Below are 18,171 nucleotides of genomic sequence, written 5' to 3'. Positions count from 1 at the left end.
CGAGGTGGCGGTCCGCGAGGCGTGTGCTCAGCGCTCCCAGGGGGCGGCGATCGGGAAGTACTCCTCGAGCAGCTCGACCACCAGCGCATCGACCTGAGCCGGGTCGCGCGCGAAGGAGTGCGCGTCGGCCAGGCAGAAGCCCTCGCGGTCGCGTGCCAGCAGCGCCTTGAGGCGCCGTCGCACGATCGCCTCGGAGAGGTCCACGAACGCGAAGTCGGACTCGCGGGCCACGGCCGTCCCGTCGAGCAGCCCGTAGTGCTGACCCAGCGACGACAGCATCGAGACGTCGGACGCCGAGCGGAACGGCGAGTGCATCGTCGCCTCCACCGCGTCGGTGAAGCGCTCGGCGACGGCCCGCAACGTGGAGACGCGATGGGCGTAGGGTGCGTGCGCCAATGTGGTGGTGATGACGTGACCGAACGCCTCCTGCAGCAGGCGGCGGTTGTTGTCGGCTGCCTGGGCCCACGGGAGCGCGAGCTGGCCCGGCAGCCCGATCAGGGTCGAGGAGGGGAACACCGTCGCCCGGCCGGCGGTGTCGAAGAACCGTTCCGGCCAGGTCGGTCGGCCGAGGAAGAAGTCGTCGTTGAGGTAGACGAAGTGCTCCGCCAGCCCCTCGATGCGATGCACGGCCGCTTCGATCGCGTGCGAGTTGAACGTCGGCAGCGCCGCGGCCGGGAGGATCTCGCGATGGTCGACGAGGTGGATGGCCGGATGCGAGGCGTCGAGCCAGGCAGGCACCTGCCCGGCGGTCACGACGTGGATCGTGCGCACCCATGGTGCGAACAGGTGCAGGCCGCGCATCGAGTAGCGCAGCTCGCCGCGGTCGGCGTACCGCGCGCGACCGCTGCTGCGTTCGGAGCGGTGCGCCCGGTCGGACGACGCACCGAGCCGCCGGGCGCGGGCGGTCTCCCAGACCGGGTCGGCGCCGTCGACCCAGGTGAAGACCGCGTCCACCGGGAACCTCACCTCGCCTAGGCGCGGGGCGGCGAGGAGCGGCAGCGTGCGCACTACGACGCCGTCGATCTCGGCCTTGACGGTCTCGAGCTCTCGCGGCAGGGCCGCGGTGAGTACGGACGAGCCGGTCGCGTGGAGCGTGTCGTCGGTGCCCTCCTCCCAGAAGTCCACGGTGACGCCGCTGGAGTGCGCGAGCAGGGTGCGGGCCGGCGCCGTGCCCGGCCAGGGCTCGACGCGCAGCCGACCGGTGCGCCCGCGCGACAGCGGGCCCTCGCCGTCGCCGGCGGTGGTGCGGCGGGCCGGCCAGCCGCGCCGGTCGGGGTCCAGGAGTCCGGCGTAGCGGGGAAGACGTCCCTCGGCGTCGGCGCGGGACAGCTCGGCCAGGAACGCCCGTCGCGTCGCCATCGGGAGCACCAGCGTGGCCGACGTGGACGATCCGGCGGGGGTCGCCTGGGGCGGCACCACGTACCACCATTCGGGGCTGACGCGCTCGGCGATGGCGGCCAGCGCGCGCAGGATCTCCGCGCGTGACCGCGCGGGTGCGACGCCGGTGGCCTCGCGACCCGGGGGCGGCGCGTCCTGGTCGGGCAGAGCCTGCACCGGCCGGTCGAGCAGAGGCTCGACGCGGCTGGTGGCGCCGCGGCGCAGTGCGACGGCGTCGGTGAAGATCTCGACCCACCGGTCGGCGATCGTGCTGCCCCGCCAGCCCTGGGCTGTGGCGTAGGCGGCATCACCGAGTCGACGGCGCTCGGCGGCGTCGTCGGCCAGGCGCAGCAGGGCCGCCGCGAGGCCGACCTGGGAGCCTTGGGCGACGAGCAGACCGTCCACGCCGTCGGTGATCTCGTCGCGAGGGCCCGAGGGCATGTCGTAGGCGACGACGGGCACTCCGGCTGCCATCGCCTCCTGGATCACCAGCGGGAACCCCTCGCCGGGCTGGGAGGAGAGCGCGGCGATGCTGGCGCGTGCCCACTCCGCGGCGAGGTCGCCGGTCGAGCCCGGCAGCTCGACGCGGTCCCACAGGCCGAGCTTGCGGACCTGGCCCATCACGTCGAACCGGGTCTGACCCTCGCCGAAGATACGCAGCCGCCAACCCGGAATGCGGTCGGCGATCTGCCCGAACGCCGCGACCAGATGCGGCCACTGCTTCTCCGACGCGAGCCTCCCCGCACTCAGGATCACCGGTTCGGTGAGCATCGAGCGCGGCCGGATCAGCGGCGGCAGTGCGTTGGGGACGACGGGGACCAGCGGGCACTCCTCGCCGAGCTCGCGGCGCAACCAGGCGGCCATCGGCTCGGTCAGCATCGCGACGACGTCGGCGCGGCGCGCGCGGTCGAGCAGCAGATCACGACCGAGCGGGCGCTGGCTGGAGGAGCGGTGCTCCTGGTGGACGATCGCCGTCCGCGCGGGCGCGAGCTCGGTGGCGAACGCCAGCATCGCCGGTGTGACCGTGACGAGCACGTCCGCGTCGAGGGCGGGGAGACGTGCGGCCAGTGCGACGTCCGCCCGCGCGTCGAGCCCCGGGTCGCTGCCGCGGGGGATGAGTCGCGAGGGCACCGAGGCCAACGGCGTCCGGCCCGTGTCCGGTGCCGTGAGATCGACCAGGTCGAGGACCGTGACGCGCGGGTCGATCGGGAAGTGATGGGCTGCGTCGGGCGGCGTGGAGTAGATCGACCAGATCTCGACGGAGTCGATCTCGGCGCGACCGACCAGAGCGTTGGCCTGGGTGACGACCGCGCCGGCGGTGCCGCCGACGTCGTGCACGGTGGCGATCAGGAAGGCGACCTTCACTGCGGCACCTCGATGCTCGGCTCGACGTCGCGACGGTGCACGGCGAGGCGGCCGTCCTTGAGCCACCGCAGGTCGCACCCCGCGCCCGGCAGGGGCGGGAGCCCGACCGAGGCGTGCGGGCGTTCGAGCACGTTGCGGTGGCGGACCAGCGGGGCGCCCTGGTGCAGGACGGCGCGGGTGGTTCCGGGTTCCGGGGGCGTCAGTTCGGACGCGAGCAGGCGCGCGCCGCCGGCCAGGGTGATGACGACGTCGTCGCCGTCGGTCGCGATGGAGACGATGGTGTGGACCGGCGCCAGCCGCGTCCGCCGGACGACGACGCTGCCGGCGTCGTCCTCGACGGTGAGCTGCCACGCGCCGTCGGAGGTGGTCGGGGTGAGCAGGGCGGGGCCGGTGTCGACGCGCGGCACCGCCCAGGCGACGGGTGTCGCGCGAGGGCCTGCCAGCAGCCGGAGAGTGACGACGTCGACGGTCGCCAGCTCGGCCAGGGCGGGGGCCACCGGCACGACCGCGACGAGCAGTTCGCCGTCGGGTTGGACGTCGGCGGTGGCGTCGACCGCGATCTCGACCCCGTCGCCGCGCAGTACGAGCGGCCCCTCGCCGCGCATCGCGAGCCAGACGTGCTCGCCGTCGATGGCGCGCGCGTAGACCGCCTGCGGTGTCGCTTCTACGGAGCTGCGGGCCGGGCGGGAGAACAGGCCCATCAGGTGCGCTCCCAGGGAGCCGCCACCGGGAAGTAGGTGGTGAAGAAGTCGTGGAGCACCTGGTCGAGCTTCTCGGTGCGCAGCGCGTGATCGTGGTGGTCGCCCAGGCAGATGAAGTCCTGCTCGCGTGCGAGGAGCCGGTTGAGCTGCCACTCGACATCGGCGTTGCTGATGTTGACGTAGCCCAGGCCGCTTGCCGTCAGGTCGCCGACGACGGCTGTGCCGGTGAGCAGCCCGAAGTGCTGGGCGAGCGAGCTCAGCGTGGAGACGTCGGTATCGCTGCGGAACGCCGCGCGTGCAGTGGCCGCGAGTGCGTCGGGGAAGTGTGCGTCGAGCTTCTCGAGTACCGACCGGCGGTGGGCGTAGGGCGCGTGCGCCAAGTTGCTGGTGATGACCGCGCCGAATGCCTCCTGGAGAAGCCGCCGGTTGTTCCATGCGGCCTTGAGGAAGGGGGCCGCCTCGGGGTCGTCGGCGAGGCCGATGTTCTGAGGCGAGAGGAAGACCGAGGTGAGGCCAGCCGGCGTGAAGAACGACTCAGGGCGAACGGGGCGCCCGAACAGGAAGTCGTCGTTGAGGTAGACGAAGTGCTCGGCGAGGCCCTCGATGCGGTGCAGTGCGGTCTCGATCGCGTGCGAGTTGAAGGTCGGCAGCGCGTCGGCGGGCAGGATGTCGCGGTGGTCGACGAGGTTGATCATCGGATGGTCGACGTCGAGCCAGGCGGGCCGCTGGCCCGCGGTGACCAGGTGGATCCGCCGTACCCAGGGGGCGAACAGGTGGAGGCTGCGCATGGAGTACCGCAGCTCGCCGCGATCCAGGAACCTGGCGCGCCCGCTCGACTCACGCCGTTGCGCGGTGCCGGTGATGGCGGCAAGCCGTGCTCGGCGCGCCTCGTCCCAGGTCTCGTCGCTGCCGTCGACCCAGGTGTAGACGACGTCGACCGGGAATCGGCACTCGGTGACGGTCGGGGCGAGGAAGAGCGGCAGCGACGGCACGGTCACGCCGTCCAGCTCGGCCTCGACGACGTCGCGTGCGAGCAGGTCGGGGTCGATCCGGTCGGTGTAGGGGTTGCGTCGCGGCGCGATGAGAGTGCCGTCGGGAGCGGTCTCCCAGAACTGCACCTCGACGCCGCACCGCTCGCCGACCGGGCTCGGTCGACCGCCGATCCGCGGCCACGGCTCGAGGTGGAGCACCGAGGTCATGCCGCGCCGCAGGGCCGCGGCCAGCTCGGCGACCGGGGCACGTCGCTCGTGCCAGCCGTTCTCGGCAGGATCGCGCAGCGAGAGGTAGGGCGAAAGGTCGCCGGCATCTGCCAGCGTGGCCAGGGCGTCGAGGAAGCCCGCCCGGGCCGTCATCGGCAGCACGACCGTCGGGGCGTCGTGCTCGTGGGCCGGCATCACGACCCAGGGTGCCGACGTCGCCTGCGCCGCGCGAGCGGCCGCGCTCAGCGCCCGGTGCCGGGCCTGAGCCGGGGTGACGTCGGAGACGTCGAGAGCGGCGGCCGGGTCGGGCGCGGGGCGACGCGGCGGCGTCTGGGCACGCGCCGTGAGGCGGTCGAGACCGCCGCGACGAGCTCGGGCGTCGGCGAAGATCTGCGTCCAGCGCTCGGCGAGCGCGTGGGCGTCGAAGCCGCGAGCGGTGTGCAGGGCGCCGCGTCCGAGGCGGTGCCGCAGTTCGTCGTCGGTGGTGATCCGCAGCAGGGCCGCGGCCATGCCCGTGACCGACTGCGGACCCACGAGCAGGCCGTTCGCCTCGTGGTCGATGATCTCGCGCGGGCCGGAGGGGCAGTCGAAGCTGACGACGGGCACGCCGGCCGCCATCGCCTCCTGGACGACGAGGGGGAAGCCCTCGGCGCGCGACGTCAGCGCCACCACCGACGCCTGCGGCCACATCGCGGTCATGTCCGGCACGGCCCCGGGGAGCTCGACGCGGTCCCACAGGTCCCACTTGCGGATCTGGCGTACCAGCTCGAGGCGCTGCGGCCCCTCGCCGCAGATCCGCAGCCGCCACTGCGGGATCGAATGCGCGATCTGGCCGAAGGCGTCGACGAGCTTGGGGAACTGCTTCTCCGGCACGAGGCGCCCGGCGCTCATGATGATCGGATCGTCCAGGGTCGCGCGCGGCGCGAAGCCGAGCGGGAGCGGGTTGGGCACCACGACGGTCTGGGGCGCCAGAGCGCCGAGCTGGTCGTGCAGCCAGCTCTCGATCACCGGCGTCAGCAGGGCGACGACGTCGGCCCGCGGAGCGTAGGCGAGCAGGGGTTCCAGGCCCGAGGTCCGATCGTTGCTCGAGCGGTGCTCCTGGTGCACCACGACGACGGGGTCCGGCGTCAGTTGCACCGCGCACGCGAGCAGCCCCGGGGTGACCGTGACGAGCACGTCGAGATCGAGCGTCGGCAGCACGGCTTCGAGCCCGACGTCGCACAGCGCGGTGAACTGCCTGTCCCACCGGGCCGGCACCAGTGCCGACTCGCGGGCGTGCAGCGCCTTGGCCTGAGCGGGCTGGAGGGCAGCGTCCTCGGCGCCGACGAGGAGCGCCGGGTGTGCGTCGTCGCGAACGTCGAGCAGGTATCGCACCGAGATCGCCGGGTCGATGGCGTAGTGCGGGGCATCCGCGCTGCGGGTGACGCTCAGCATCGTGACGTCGTGGTGCTCGGCGAGGGCATTGGCCTGGGTGATGGCCGAGCGGCTGGTGCCGCCCATGCCGTCGAGGTTGAAGACGAGGAACCCGATCCGCATCAGACGGCGCTCCTCGGGGTCGGTTCCGTCCGCGCATCGGCTGGCTCCGCGTCGCCGCGGGCGAAGACGCGCAGCAGCAGCGTCGCCTGGCCCGACCAGCGCAACCGGAGGCGCGGGTCGTCGCCGGCATGATGATCAGGGTCCTGCTCGCCGTAGAGCTCCGGCATCGGGGCACCGCGTCCGGGCTCGGTGAGGTCGTTGGCGCGGCGTCGGATCGGCACCCACTGGCCAGGCGACCCGGTCACCAGGCGCGCCATCTGCGCGGCGATGCCGTCGACGGCATCGGCGGTGATGGCGACCTGGGCGCCGACCTCGTCGTCGCAGGTGACGCCCCAGGTCGCGAGCACGGTGTCCTCGTCGGCGGCCAGGAGCGCCACGACCTCGGAGGCGCCGTGGAGGCGCAGCCGCAGGCCCGCCCGATCGGCGTGCACCGCCTCCAGGACGGCGCCGGGCGGGGGCGTGGTGCTGCGCACGCGCAGGGTGCCGTCGTCGCCACGCGCGAGTGCGTGGACGGCCCCGAGGGAGCCGTCGATGCGGGGGCGAGCGGGCGGGAGAGGGGGAGTCCACAGGGCGCGCTGCTTGCCCCCGGGCTGCACCAGCACGACGTCGTGCTGGCCGGGAGCGATCGCGTCCAGTGCGATCCGCGCCGCCAGGTATCCGGGTTGGTCGGTGAAGGCCTCCGCTGACGCCTCGGCGAGCTCGCCGGACGGCGTCGCCAACGCGATCGCGCCGGGTCGCGACTCGATGGCCACGGTGAGGGAGACCCCGTCCAGGATGCCGGCGAACGCGACCGGGATCCGGCCGGCCGGTGCGGTAGCGGCCGGCGGCGTGGCGACCTCGCCCGGCGAGGAGAGATCCGCGACGACAGGGTCACGACGACGGGCGAACTTCACCCGCCCGACTCTAGTGCGATGCCGACTCAGAACAGGTTGCGGACACGGTCGATCAGCGCCTCGCGCACGGCACCGGTGACGGCGTCCTCGAGCTGGCGGTTCAGCGCGGAGGTGTCGTCGAGATTGCCCAGCAACGCGCGGAGATCGAGGTCGGCGATGGCGCGGCGCAACACGTCGTCGGTCTTCAGCGCGGCATCGATCACGCCGTCGGGGATGGCGCGCAGGGCAGCGAGGAGGAACCGGTTGAGATCGGCCTGGTCGAGGGCCTCCTCGGCCAGCGCGGAGACGGGCGGGAGGTCGCCGTCCTCGGCGAGGGTGTCGACGGCCGCGAGGAGGCCCTCGCGCAGCGCCTGCTCCTGGTCGACGCCGAGTTCGCGGTCGCGTCCGATCTCCAGCACGAACGCCTCGCGCGTGACGCCCAGGATGCAGGCGGCGCCGTCGAGACCGCGGAGCACCAGCAGCTCGGCGAGACCGTCGATGCCCTCGGCCTGCGACGTCACCGGGCGCTCACCGCACGGGTCCGCGCGGAGCGTGGGTGTGAAGTCGCCGCCTCCGGCCGCGGCTTGGACGCCGACGACCCCGCCGGAGAGGGCCAGGGCGAGCGCGGCCGCGAGGAGGGCCCGGCGCCGCAGCGGCACGAGCACCAGCAGCGCGAGGATCGCCAGCCCCGCGCCGACCAGGTAGGAGTCGCGGAAGGCACGCGAGACCGCCCGGTCGAGCTGGGAGTTGAGAGCGACCTCGAGGTCGGGCTGGTCGGGCAGACGGAGCTCGGGCACCTGGCCCCGTACCTCGACGAGCTGCGCGCCGAGCCGGCGTGCGACCTCGACCTTCTCCTCCGGCGGCAGGGGCGCGTCGATCACCAGGCTGGCGATCGCCTCCTGCGCAGGTCGCTCGGCGTCGAGCAGGTCGGCGGTGAAGATCGGGGTGAGGATCGCGAGTCCGACGACCACGCCGAGGTGGCGCGAGCCGATCGCCCACGCGGCGTGCCGCGGGCGCGGCAGTCGGTCGCGGATCGCGCGATCGGTGAGCCGGTCCACGGTCAGACCGAGTCCGAGGCCGATGAGTGCCTGCGGGGCGATCGTCCAGCCGAGGGCGGCCGACGGCGGCAGCGCGAGGCCGACGAGGCCGCCGGCGATCAGGACGCAGCCGGCGGCGACCTCGGCGTCGTCGCTGAGTCGGAGTGCGCGAGCGAGAGGTCGGGCACCGAGGGCGGCCACGGGCACCACCGAGACGGTGAGTGCCGCCGTCGCGGGGGAGTGCCGCCACCCCTCGACGAGCAGGAGCACCAGCAGGAAGAGCGCCGCCGTCAGTGCGGCGGAGAGCAGCGCCAGCGTCAGGTGCGGTCGGACGGCGGGTCGGTGCCGGTCGGTGAGCTGCCCGGACGTCGTCCGCGACGCGCCCGCGTGCGTCGTCGCGGGTTCGGCGCGGATCCACAGGGCGGCGGGGACGGCGAGCGCGGCGAACGGAACCTGGGCGATGAAGATCGCCTCCCAGGAGATCGCCTGGGTGAGCAGACCGCCGACGAAGGGGCCGGCCGCCGTCCCGATCACGCCAGCGGTGATCCACGTGCCGACGCCGCGACGCTCGCCGCCGTCAGCCACCAACAGCTCGAGGCAGCCGACGAGCGCCAGCGCGCCGCCCAGCGCCTGGACGCACCGCGCGACGATCAGCTCGTCGATCGACCCGGCCACGGCGCACCACGCCGACGCACCGGCGAACACCGCGATGCCGAGTGCCCCGATGTGCCGCGGTGAGGTCCACCGCAGGGTGGCCGCTGCCGGCACGGCCGCGATCCCGAGCACCAGGTTGTAGGCGATGAGCACCCACGCGACCTGGGTCACCGAGGCGTCGAGGTGCTCGACGATGTCCGGCAGCGCCAGGGTGACGACCGCCGAGTCGGCGAGCACCAGGGCGACGGTGACCGCCAGCAGCCACCTCACGGGAGCGGCGCTCAGAGGCCCTCGGCCTGCTCGTCGAGGTTCTGGTGCTCGATGAGGTGCAGCACGGGCACGCCGAGCTTGCGGCGCGCCTGGGAGCTCCAGTCGACGTGGAAGAACTCCGCGACCACGTGCGGTCGCGTCAGCACGATCGCCTCGCGGCCGTCGACGTCGTGCACCTTGGCGGCCAGGGCATCGGTGGGGGAGGCGGTCACCACGGCGCTGCTCGCGACGGTCGCCCCGACCCGCTCGAGCGCCGCGACGCTCGCCGTCAGGGCCTGGTGGGAGCGCTCCTCGCACTCCTCCTCGAGGTCCTGCAGCTCGCCGACGTCGATCGGCATGCCGGGCGACCCGAGCAGGTCGGCACCGCCGAGGGTGCCGAGCGAGGCCTCGACACGCGCGGCGGCGTCGTCGAGGGGCAGCAGCACGTGGTAGGTCACCGGATCGTCGATGCCCTCGTGCAACGCGCGCACCTGCTGCGCGTCGAGGTCGTTGAGTTGCTCTTCCACCAGCAGGACGACGTCGTAGTCAGCCATCAGGACCCCTCGGGCTCGTTCGAAGCACTGCTCAACACACTAGCCAGGTCGTAGCTCACCGGCTGCTCCAACTGGTCGTAGCCGCACGAGCCGGGGTCGCGGTCGGGCCGCCACCGCTTGACGTGGGCGGTGTGTCGGAAGCGCCGTCCCTCCATGGCGTCGTACTTCACCTCCAGCACCCGCTCCGGACGCAGCGGGGTGAAGCTGAGGTCCTTGCCCTGGCTCCAGCGGCTCTGCGTGCCGGGCACGCGGTCGGGGTTGGCGATGATTTCCGGCCCTCGGGTCGAGGAGCCGAGGGACGAGGCGTCTCGAGACCAGGCGCCCCACGGATGCTCGTCGATCGGGCAGACCAACGGCTGCAGCTCCTCGATGAGCTCGGCGCGTCGCTTCGCGGTGAAGCTCGCGCTCACGCCGACGTGCTGCAGGGTCTCGCCGTCGTAGAGACCGAGCAGGAGGGAGCCGAGCAGCGGCTGCTCCGGGGTGCTCGTCTTGTGCTCGCGATACCCGCAGACGACGACGTCGGCGGTGCGCTCGTGCTTGACCTTCAGCATCGTGCGGCCGTTGGGCGTGTAGACGGCGCCGAGCGGCTTGGCGATCAGTCCGTCGAGCCCGGCGCCCTCGAAGACGTGGAACCACTCGCGCGCCGTCTCGACGTCGTCGGTGGTGCGCGTGAGGTGACACGGACCGGGCAGGCCGGACAGGTGCTCCTCCATCACGGCGCGTCGCTCGCGAAACGGCCGGTCGACGTAGGAGACGTCGTCGAACGCCAGCAGGTCGAACGCGACGAAGCTCGCCGGCGTCTGCTCGGCCAACAGGTTGATCCGGGAGGCGGCCGGGTGGATGCGCTCCTGCAGCACCTCGAACTGGAGACGGTCCACGCCGTTCTCGCCACGCAGCGCCACGAACACCTCGCCGTCCAGCACGCACCGAGCCGGCAGCTGCTCGCGCATCGCCGTCACCAGCTCGGGGAAGTAGCGCGTCAACGGCTTGGTGTTGCGGCTGGTGAGCTCGACCTCGTCGCCGTCCTTGAACACCAGGCAGCGGAAGCCGTCCCACTTGGGCTCGAAGCTCAGCCCCGTCACGCCGTCGGCGGTGATCGACGTCGGATCGGGCACGCCCGACACCGCCTTGGCGAGCATGGGCTGGACGGGCGGCATCACCGGAAGGTCCACTCCGACACCGTAGTGTCGGCGGCTCGCTCCGCGACGCGACTCGGAGGGTGGGACTGCGGTCGCTGATCACCAGCCCGCCCCGACGCGGCTCAGTCGGGGAACTTCACGCCCGTGTTCGCGTGGCACCGGTAACCGAAGGGATTCTTGGCCAGGTACTGCTGGTGGGCCTCTTCGGCGTAGTAGTAGGGCACCTCGCTGGCCGGGCGCAGCTCGGTGGTGATGGTGCCGAGACGACGCCGCTCAAGCTCCGCGCCGTAGGCGGCGGTGAGCTCGCGGGCGGTCTGCTCCTGCGCCGGCGTCGTCCAGTAGATGGCCGAGCGGTACTGCGTGCCGACGTCGTTGCCCTGCCGGAATCCCTGGGTGGGGTCGTGCACCTCGAAGAACGCCTTGACCAGATCGGCGTAGGAGACGACCGCGGGGTCGAAGACGATCCGGATCGCCTCGGTGTGACCGGTTCGACCGGTGCACACCTCCTCATAGGACGGGTGCGGCGTGTGGCCACCCGCGTAGCCCACGGACGTCGACCACACGCCGTCCTTCTGCCAGTAGATCTCCTCCGCGCCCCAGAAGCAGCCCAGCCCGAAGATCGCGACCTCGAGGCCGTCGGGAACGTCGTCGGTCACGACCGGGGTGCCGAGCACGACGTGCTTGTCGCTCCGCGCGAAGGGGTCGGCGTCGCGGCCCGGCAGCGCCTGGTCGGCCTCGACGAGTGCGGTCTTGAAGCGGGAGAACATGCCTCCATCCTCCCGCGCCGCGCAAGACCCGCAGGTGCGGTCTAACCTCGTGAGAATGAGCGAGCACACCCGCGTCGGCAAGTCCGGATTCGAGACCCGCGCCATCCACGCCGGCTACGACCCCGACCCGACGACGGGGGCCGTGATCCCGCCGATCTTCGCGACCTCGACCTACAAGCAGGACGGCGTGGGCGGGCTGCGCGGCGGCTACGAGTACAGCCGCTCGGCGAACCCCACCCGGACGGCGCTCGAGGGCGCGTTGGCCGCCGTCGAGGAGGGCGAGCGCGGCTTCGTGTTCGCCTCCGGCCTGGCCGCCGAGGACACCCTGGTCCGCTCGACCTGCGCGCCCGGCGACCACGTCGTGCTGCCCGACGACGCCTACGGCGGCACCTTCCGGCTGTTCGACAAGGTCGAGCGGGCCTGGGGTGTGGAGCACACCAGCGCGGCCGTCTCCGACGTCGACGCCGTGCGCGCCGCGATCCGGCCGGGCAGGACCCGTCTGGTGTGGATCGAGACCCCGACCAACCCGCTGCTCAACATCGGGGACATCGAGGCGCTTGCGGCGGTCACCCACGAGGCGGGCGCGCTGCTCGTCGTCGACAACACCTTCGCCTCGCCCTACCTGCAGCAGCCGCTCACCCTCGGCGCCGACGTCGTGGTGCATTCGACGACGAAGTACGTCGGCGGCCACTCCGACGTCGTCGGCGGGGCGCTCGTGGTGCGGGACCTCGATCTCGCCGATCGGATCGCGTTCCACCAGAACGCGATCGGCGCGGTGGCGGGCCCCTTCGACTGCTTCCTGACCCATCGCGGGCTCAAGACGCTCGCGGTGCGGATGGAGCGGCACTGCGACAACGCCGAGCGGGTGGCGGCCTTCCTGCTCGACCATCCGGCCGTCACCCAGGTCATCTACCCCGGCCTTCCCGACCACCCGGGCCATGACGTGGCCGCCTGCCAGATGCGACGTTTCGGCGGCATGGTCTCGTTCCGCGTCGCCGGTGGCGAGGAGCAGGCGCTCGCCGTCTGCGAGCGGGCGCAGGTCTTCACGCTCGGGGAGTCGCTCGGCGGCGTGGAGTCGCTGATCGAGCACCCCGGACGGATGACGCACGCCAGTGTCGCGGGCACCGACCTGGAGGTGCCGGCCGACCTGGTGCGGCTCTCGGTCGGCATCGAGACCGCCGAGGACCTCATCGCCGACCTCGACCAGGCGTTGCGCGCGGTCTGAGGGTTCGCGCTGTCACGCCCGATCGGCCGCCGTGCTCGGGGGAGCGGTGAGTTGCGAAGGTTGTGGCGCCGAGGGCGGTGACCTGATGAGGGTTCGCCGCCGCGGTTTCCTCTGTAAGTCACCGCGCCGCGCCCGGCGATCGCGCCTGTTCCTCTGTAAGTCACCGCCGCCCCGGCGTGCCGGACCACGACGAGGAAGGGCCGCGCCCGCCGATGGCGGACGCGGCCCTCGCCGGCGTCAGGTGCGTCGAGCTCAGATGAGGCCGAGCTCGGTGACGGCCTTGCGCTCGTCGTCCAGCTCCGCGACGGAGGCGTCGATGCGGGCACGGGAGAAGTCGTTGACCTCCAGGCCCTGCACGATCGACCAGTCGCCGTTCGACGTGGTGACCGGGAACGAGGAGACCAGGCCCTCGGGCACGCCGTAGGAGCCGTCGGAGGCCACGGCCATGGAGACCCAGTCGCCGTCGGCGGAGCCGAAGAGCCAGTCGCGGGCGGCGTCGATCGTCGCCGAGGCGGCCGACGCGGCCGAGGACGAGCCGCGGGCGTCGATGATCGCCGCGCCGCGCTTGGCCACGGTCGGGATGAAGTCGTTCTCCAGCCACGCCTGGTCGCCGACGACCTCGGCGGCGTTCTTGCCGCCGACCTGGGCGTTGAACAGGTCGGGGTACTGGGTGGCGGAGTGGTTGCCCCAGATCGTCATCTTGGTGATGTCGGTGACGGGGGCGCCCGTCTTGGCCGCGAGTTGGCTGATCGCGCGGTTGTGGTCCAGGCGGGTCAGCGCGGAGAAGCGGTCGCTCGGGATGTCGGGAGCGTTCTTCATCGCGATGAGCGCGTTGGTGTTGGCCGGGTTCCCGGTGACGCCGATGCGGACGTCGTCCGCGGCGACCTTGTTGAGCGCCTGGCCCTGGGCGGTGAAGATCGCGCCGTTGGCCGAGAGCAGGTCGCCGCGCTCCATGCCCGGGCCGCGCGGGCGCGCGCCGACGAGCAGGGCGAGGTTGACGCCGTCGAAGATCTTCTCCGGGTCGTCACCGATCTGGACGCCGGCCAGGTTCGGGAAGGCGCAGTCGTCGAGCTCCATCACGACACCCTCGAGCGCCTTGAGGGCGGGGGTGATCTCGAGCAGCCGCAGCTCGATCGGTCGGTCGCCCGCGAGCGCGCCGCTCGCGAGACGGAAGAGCAGGCTGTAGCCGATCTGACCGGCGGCGCCGGTGACGGCGACCTTGAGCGGGGTAGCGCTCACGACGAACTCCCTTGGGATCGTGGATGGCCTGATTCGCAGGCCCATGAGTGGACCCGCTGACGCTAGCAGCGGGCGAGGTGGTGCCTTGGGGGAGGATGCAGCCGTGGGATGTGTGCGCAGGATCGGTGGAGTAGTCGGTGTCGCCACGGCGACGTCGCTCGCGGTGGCGTTGCTGAGCGGATGCTCGACGGCCTCGGAGCCGAGCCCGCCGACGGGCATCGACGAGCTGACGATCCCCACGCCCGACCCGGCGCCGTCCGACTTCGTGCCCCAGGTCGACAACCCGTGGCTGGCGTTGGACACCGCCCCGGGGCCCGAGGTCGTCGGCGTGCCGACGACGCTCTTCTCCCACGATGGCGTCGTCGACTTCGTCGCCCAGGACCGCGCCGGCAACGTGTGGTGGTTCGGGCGCGAGGGGGAGTGGCAGGTCGGTCAGGTGGGTCAGGTCGGCGCCGAGCCGATCGAGGCCGGTTTGCTGATCGCGGCGCATCCCCGGCAGGGCGACGGCTATCTGACCGTCGGCAACCTCGGGGTGCTCGAACCGCGGGCCACCGTGGTGGACGTCGACGAGGAGCGCGTGGAGCTGGCGGTCGTCACCCCGGACGGCTCGACCTTGACGCAGGTCTATCTCCGCGACGAGGGCCTGCAGCCGTAGTGACCCCCGACCGACCGACGGCGGCCCGACGACCCGCACCGCGGACCGCCGACCCGGCGCCGAGGTAGATCAGACGCTGCGGCTCAGGTTCCGTCGGTGGGACGGATCTGGGTGCGCTCGGCGTTCGGGTCGACCCACTCGCCCGGGTGTGTCGGCGCGGGGGCGGGCACCCACTGCTGCGCGGCGGCATCCCACATCCAGCCGTCTTGGATGATCGGCTGCGCCGCAGACGGCGTGGGTGCGGGCGCCGGTGCCGGGGCGGGGGTCGGGTGGCTCTGCTGCGGTGCCGGCTGTGCCACCTGGTGCGGCATCTGCTGCGCGGGGTAGCCGGGCTGGGCGGGCTGGCCGAACTGACCGACGTGCGGCTGGTTCCACTGCTGCTGGAACTGGTCCGGCGCCCCGTAGCCGGGGACGGCGCCGGGACGCGCGCCCGATCCGAAGGACAGGCCCGAGCCGGGTACCGGGTCGCTGTGGCGGCCGAAGATCGCGGGGTAGAGGAGACCGGCGATCGCGGCACCGAGCAGCGGGGCCACGATGAAGACCCACAGCTGCACGATGGCGTCGGTGCCGGAGAAGAACGCGACGCCGATCGATCGTGCGGGGTTCACCGAGGTGCCGGTCGCGCCGATGGAGGCGAAGTGGATCGCGGCCAGCGTCAGACCGATCGCGAGCGGCGCGAGTGCGGGGTGCTCGTTGCGCTCGTCGGTGACCGCGAGGATCACGGTCAGGAACACGAATGTGAGCACGACCTCGATCAGCAGGGCGCCGAGAAGTGCGGCGCCGCCGAAGTCGCCGAAGCCGTTGGCACCGATCGGGTCGCCGAGCTCGTAGCCGATGTCGCTGGACACCGCGATCAGGGCGATCACGAGACCGCCGACCAGACCGCCGCCGATCTGTGCGAGGGAGTAGAGGCCCGCCTCGCGCCAGGAGATCCGGCCGCTCAGAGCAGCGCCCACCGAGACGGCCGGGTTGAAGTGGCCGCCGGAGACCCGGCCGAACGCGTAGACCATCGCCACGATCGCGATGCCGAACGCGAGGCCGATCGAGGCGACGTCGCCGCCCCCGATCGTGGCCGCGCCGACGCCGACGACGACGAGGACGAAGGTGCCGATGGCCTCGGCACCGAGCTTCTGGGCTGTGGTGGGTGCCGGAGCCGGGCTCGCGGCGTTCGACGTCGAGTTCATGAGCGCGGTCTACCCCGCGCCCTCCCTCGGCGAAACCCCCCGGGTGGCGGTGGGCTGGACCGGGTGTCAGGCTGAGCGACGGCGGACGACGTCCGTCAGGTATCTTGACGTCAAGACAGTCCCCGAGCTCGCGAGCGCAGGAGTTGAACACGGCCCATGGCTGAGAAGTCGACGATCATCTACACCCACACCGACGAGGCGCCGCTGCTGGCGACGTACTCGTTCTTGCCGATCGTCTCGGCCTTCGCCGCCAAGGCCGGCGTCGACGTCGAGACCCGCGACATCTCGCTGGCCGGGCGCATCCTGAGCCAGTTCCCCGAGCAGCTCACCCCCGAGCAGCGCATCGGCGACCACCTCGCCGAGCTGGGCGAGCTGGCCACCACGCCCGCCGCCAACATCATCAAGCTCCCGAACGTCTCCGCCTCGATCCCGCAGCTGCAGGCCGCGGTCGCCGAGCTGCAGAGCCAGGGCTACGCGATTCCGGACTACCCGGAGAACCCGAGCACCGACGAGGAGCGCGAGACGCGCGCGAAGTACGACAAGGTCAAGGGCTCGGCAGTCAACCCGGTGCTTCGCGAGGGCAACTCCGACCGCCGCGCGCCCCTCTCGGTCAAGAACTACGCCAAGGCCCACCCGCACCGCATGGGCTCCTGGTCCTCTGACTCCAAGACGAACGTCGCGACCATGGGCGAGCACGACTTCCGCTCCAACGAGAAGTCCGTGGTGATCCCCGCCGACGACTCGCTCACCATCAAGCTGACCGCCGCCGACGGCACCGAGACCGTGCTCAAGGACGGCCTGAAGGTGCTCGCCGGCGAGGTCGTCGACGCGACCTACATGGACGTCGCCGCGCTGCGCCGCTTCCTCGGCGAGCAGATCGCCCGGGCCAAGGCCGAGGACGTGCTGTTCTCGGCTCACCTGAAGGCCACGATGATGAAGGTCTCCGACCCGATCATCTTCGGCCACGTCGTCCAGGCGTTCTTCCCGACGTTGTTCGAGCAGTACGGCGAGCAGCTCGCCGCCGCAGGCATCTCGCCGAACGACGGCCTGGGCACCCTGCTCGCCAAGGTCGAGGCGTTGCCCGAGGCCGATGCGATCAAGGCCGCCATCCAGCAGGGCCTGGCCGACGGTCCGGCGCTGGCCATGGTCGACTCCGACAAGGGCATCACGAACCTCCACGTGCCGAGCGACGTCATCATCGATGCGTCCATGCCTGCCATGGTCCGTATCGGCGGCAAGATGTGGGGCCCCGACGGCGAAGAGGCCGACACCCTCGCGGTGATCCCGGACTCCTCCTACGCCGGCGTCTACCAGGCCGTCATCGACGACTGCCGTGCTCATGGCGCCCTCGACCCGGCCACGATGGGCTCGGTCCCCAACGTCGGTCTGATGGCCAAGGCCGCCGAGGAGTACGGCTCGCACGACAAGACCTTCGAGATCCCGGTCGCCGGCACGGTGGAGGTGCTCGACGGCGCAGGCAAGGTTCTGATGAGCCACGACGTCCAGCCGGGTGACATCTGGCGGGCCTGCCAGACCAAGGACGCCTCGATCCGCGACTGGGTGAAGCTGGCCGTGAGCCGCGCCCGCGCCACCGGCTCGCCGGCCGTGTTCTGGCTCGACGAGACGCGCGCTCACGACGCGAACCTGATCGCCAAGGTGAACGAGTACCTCGCCGACCACGACACCGACGGCCTGACCCTCGAGATCATGGCTCCGGCTGCCGCCACCACGTTCTCGCTGGAGCGGATCCGCAAGGGCGAGGACACCATCTCGGTCACCGGCAACGTGCTGCGCGACTACAACACCGACCTCTTCCCGATCCTTGAGCTCGGCACCTCGGCGAAGATGCTCTCGGTGGTGCCGCTGATGAACGGTGGCGGCCTCTTCGAGACCGGTGCCGGCGGCTCGGCGCCCAAGCACGTGCAGCAGCTGGTGAAGGAGAACTACCTGCGGTGGGACAGCCTCGGTGAGTTCTTCGCCCTGGTGCCCTCGCTGGAGCTCTACGCGACCCAGGCCGGCAAGCCGGGCGCCCAGGTGCTCGCCGACACCCTCGACCGCGCGACCGGCACGTTCCTCAACGAGGACAAGTCGCCGACGCGTCGCGTCGGCGGCATCGACAACCGTGGCTCGCACTTCTACCTGGCGCTCTACTGGGCCCAGGAGCTCGCCGGTCAGACCGAGGACGCCGACCTCGCGGCCGCCTTCGCTCCGCTGGCCGAGACCCTGGCCGCACAGGAGGAGAAGATCGTCGCCGAGCTGAACGCCGTCCAGGGCAGCCCGGCCGACATCGGCGGCTACTACCGCCCCGACCCGGCCAAGGCCGATGCGGTGGTGCGCCCCTCCGCGACGTTCAACGAGGCGCTCGCCTCGCTCTGATCCGTCCGCGCGTGGCGGGGCGCCCCCGCCAGGAGGGGCGGC

General features: G+C 72.2%; 13 protein-coding genes. 3 read left to right on the top strand and 10 right to left on the bottom strand.

Annotated elements, in window-relative coordinates; translation table 11 throughout:
- Positions 1-27 precede the first annotated feature (27 nt).
- From KSO97_RS11290 to msrA, 8 genes are all read right to left on the bottom strand, one after another.
- Complete coding sequence (locus KSO97_RS11290) at positions 28-2,742, bottom strand: stealth conserved region 3 domain-containing protein (protein WP_232678914.1); 2,715 nt, start codon at positions 2,740-2,742, stop codon at positions 28-30.
- Complete coding sequence (locus KSO97_RS11285; RefSeq protein ID WP_232678912.1) at positions 2,739-3,443, bottom strand: hypothetical protein; 705 nt, start codon at positions 3,441-3,443, stop codon at positions 2,739-2,741. The genes KSO97_RS11290 and KSO97_RS11285 overlap by 4 nt, the downstream gene beginning before the upstream one ends.
- On the bottom strand, positions 3,443-6,178 hold the full coding sequence (locus KSO97_RS11280) for a stealth conserved region 3 domain-containing protein (protein WP_232678910.1): 2,736 nt from the start codon (positions 6,176-6,178) through the stop codon (positions 3,443-3,445). The genes KSO97_RS11285 and KSO97_RS11280 overlap by 1 nt, the downstream gene beginning before the upstream one ends.
- A complete protein-coding gene (locus KSO97_RS11275; protein WP_232678908.1) occupies positions 6,178-7,071 on the bottom strand; it encodes a hypothetical protein in 894 nt (297 codons plus the stop codon). Before KSO97_RS11275 ends, KSO97_RS11280 begins: the two co-directional genes overlap by 1 nt.
- Before the next feature lie 26 nt (positions 7,072-7,097).
- On the bottom strand, positions 7,098-9,011 hold the full coding sequence (locus tag KSO97_RS11270; protein ID WP_232678906.1) for an MFS transporter: 1,914 nt from the start codon (positions 9,009-9,011) through the stop codon (positions 7,098-7,100).
- A gap of 11 nt (positions 9,012-9,022) precedes the next feature.
- Complete coding sequence (locus KSO97_RS11265) at positions 9,023-9,544, bottom strand: hypothetical protein (protein WP_232678904.1); 522 nt, start codon at positions 9,542-9,544, stop codon at positions 9,023-9,025.
- Entirely contained in the window at positions 9,544-10,716 is a 1,173-nt protein-coding gene (locus KSO97_RS11260) for an ATP-dependent DNA ligase (protein WP_232678902.1), read from the bottom strand. Before KSO97_RS11260 ends, KSO97_RS11265 begins: the two co-directional genes overlap by 1 nt.
- A gap of 89 nt (positions 10,717-10,805) precedes the next feature.
- The gene (gene msrA, locus KSO97_RS11255; RefSeq protein WP_232678901.1) at positions 10,806-11,450 is read right to left on the bottom strand and encodes a peptide-methionine (S)-S-oxide reductase MsrA; all 645 of its coding nucleotides are present in this window, start codon (positions 11,448-11,450) and stop codon (positions 10,806-10,808) included.
- A gap of 55 nt (positions 11,451-11,505) precedes the next feature.
- On the opposite strand from msrA, the gene KSO97_RS11250 reads away from it, so the two are divergent.
- The gene (locus tag KSO97_RS11250; RefSeq protein ID WP_232678899.1) at positions 11,506-12,675 is read left to right on the top strand and encodes a cystathionine gamma-synthase; all 1,170 of its coding nucleotides are present in this window, start codon (positions 11,506-11,508) and stop codon (positions 12,673-12,675) included.
- Between the two features lie 252 nt (positions 12,676-12,927).
- Here KSO97_RS11250 and KSO97_RS11245 read toward each other — a convergent pair whose 3' ends face one another.
- Positions 12,928-13,914 (bottom strand): malate dehydrogenase, encoded by a 987-nt coding sequence (locus KSO97_RS11245; RefSeq protein WP_232678897.1) that lies wholly within the window; start codon positions 13,912-13,914, stop codon positions 12,928-12,930.
- A 103-nt stretch (positions 13,915-14,017) separates the two neighbouring features.
- Here KSO97_RS11245 and KSO97_RS11240 point away from each other — a divergent pair, with 103 nt between their 5' ends.
- Positions 14,018-14,569 carry a hypothetical protein gene (locus KSO97_RS11240; RefSeq protein ID WP_232678895.1) on the top strand — a complete coding sequence of 184 codons (552 nt, stop codon included), beginning with the start codon at positions 14,018-14,020 and terminating at the stop codon, positions 14,567-14,569.
- Positions 14,570-14,652: 83 nt separating this feature from the next.
- On the opposite strand, the gene KSO97_RS11235 is transcribed toward KSO97_RS11240, so the two are convergent.
- Positions 14,653-15,753, bottom strand: coding sequence for an MIP/aquaporin family protein (locus KSO97_RS11235; RefSeq protein WP_232678892.1), 1,101 nt, complete (start codon positions 15,751-15,753; stop codon positions 14,653-14,655).
- A gap of 156 nt (positions 15,754-15,909) precedes the next feature.
- Here KSO97_RS11235 and KSO97_RS11230 point away from each other — a divergent pair, with 156 nt between their 5' ends.
- On the top strand, positions 15,910-18,129 hold the full coding sequence (locus KSO97_RS11230) for an NADP-dependent isocitrate dehydrogenase (protein WP_232678890.1): 2,220 nt from the start codon (positions 15,910-15,912) through the stop codon (positions 18,127-18,129).
- Positions 18,130-18,171: the final 42 nt, after the last annotated feature.

Origin of the sequence: Nocardioides sp. R-C-SC26 (genome assembly GCF_021246465.1) — a bacterium.
Lineage (GTDB): Bacteria > Actinomycetota > Actinomycetes > Propionibacteriales > Nocardioidaceae > Nocardioides.
The sequence above is the reverse complement of the archived record's forward strand: the minus strand, read 5'-3'. Positions and strand labels throughout refer to the sequence as shown.

Coding starts and splice junctions, on each gene's coding strand:
- KSO97_RS11285 (WP_232678912.1), bottom strand. CDS start 3,443: ATGGGCCTGTTCTCCCGCCCGGCCCGCAGCTCCGTAGAAGCGACACCG.
- KSO97_RS11280 (WP_232678910.1), bottom strand. CDS start 6,178: ATGCGGATCGGGTTCCTCGTCTTCAACCTCGACGGCATGGGCGGCACC.
- KSO97_RS11265 (WP_232678904.1), bottom strand. CDS start 9,544: ATGGCTGACTACGACGTCGTCCTGCTGGTGGAAGAGCAACTCAACGAC.
- msrA (WP_232678901.1), bottom strand. CDS start 11,450: ATGTTCTCCCGCTTCAAGACCGCACTCGTCGAGGCCGACCAGGCGCTG.
- KSO97_RS11250 (WP_232678899.1), top strand. CDS start 11,506: ATGAGCGAGCACACCCGCGTCGGCAAGTCCGGATTCGAGACCCGCGCC.
- KSO97_RS11235 (WP_232678892.1), bottom strand. CDS start 15,753: ATGAACTCGACGTCGAACGCCGCGAGCCCGGCTCCGGCACCCACCACA.
- KSO97_RS11230 (WP_232678890.1), top strand. CDS start 15,910: ATGGCTGAGAAGTCGACGATCATCTACACCCACACCGACGAGGCGCCG.